This window comes from Burkholderia sp. SIMBA_062 (assembly GCF_046534765.1).
Lineage (GTDB): Bacteria > Pseudomonadota > Gammaproteobacteria > Burkholderiales > Burkholderiaceae > Burkholderia > Burkholderia ambifaria.
Genome location: NZ_JAWRYD010000681.1, coordinates 1 through 231, shown reverse-complemented (window position 1 = coordinate 231; position 231 = coordinate 1). Strand labels below are relative to the sequence as shown.

Sequence of the window (231 nt, the reverse complement as noted above, 5' to 3'; positions counted from 1 at the left end):
AGAGCACCCCCGGTCAGCGTTTCCGCGACGCCGTTGCCGCTGAACACCCGCTGCAGGTGGTTGGCACCATCAACGCCAACCATGCCCTGCTGGCCAAGCGCGCCGGCTTCAAGGCCATCTACCTGTCCGGTGGCGGCGTGGCCGCCGGCTCCCTGGGCCTGCCGGACCTGGGTATCAGTGGCCTGGACGACGTGCTCACCGACGTGCGCCGCATCACCGACGTGTGCGACC

The 231-nt window shown here is 69.7% G+C and carries 1 pseudogene; it reads left to right on the top strand.

From position 1 onward, the window contains the following. Positions 1 to 231: pseudogene (gene prpB / locus SB786_RS37915) on the top strand (methylisocitrate lyase); the annotation flags it as partial.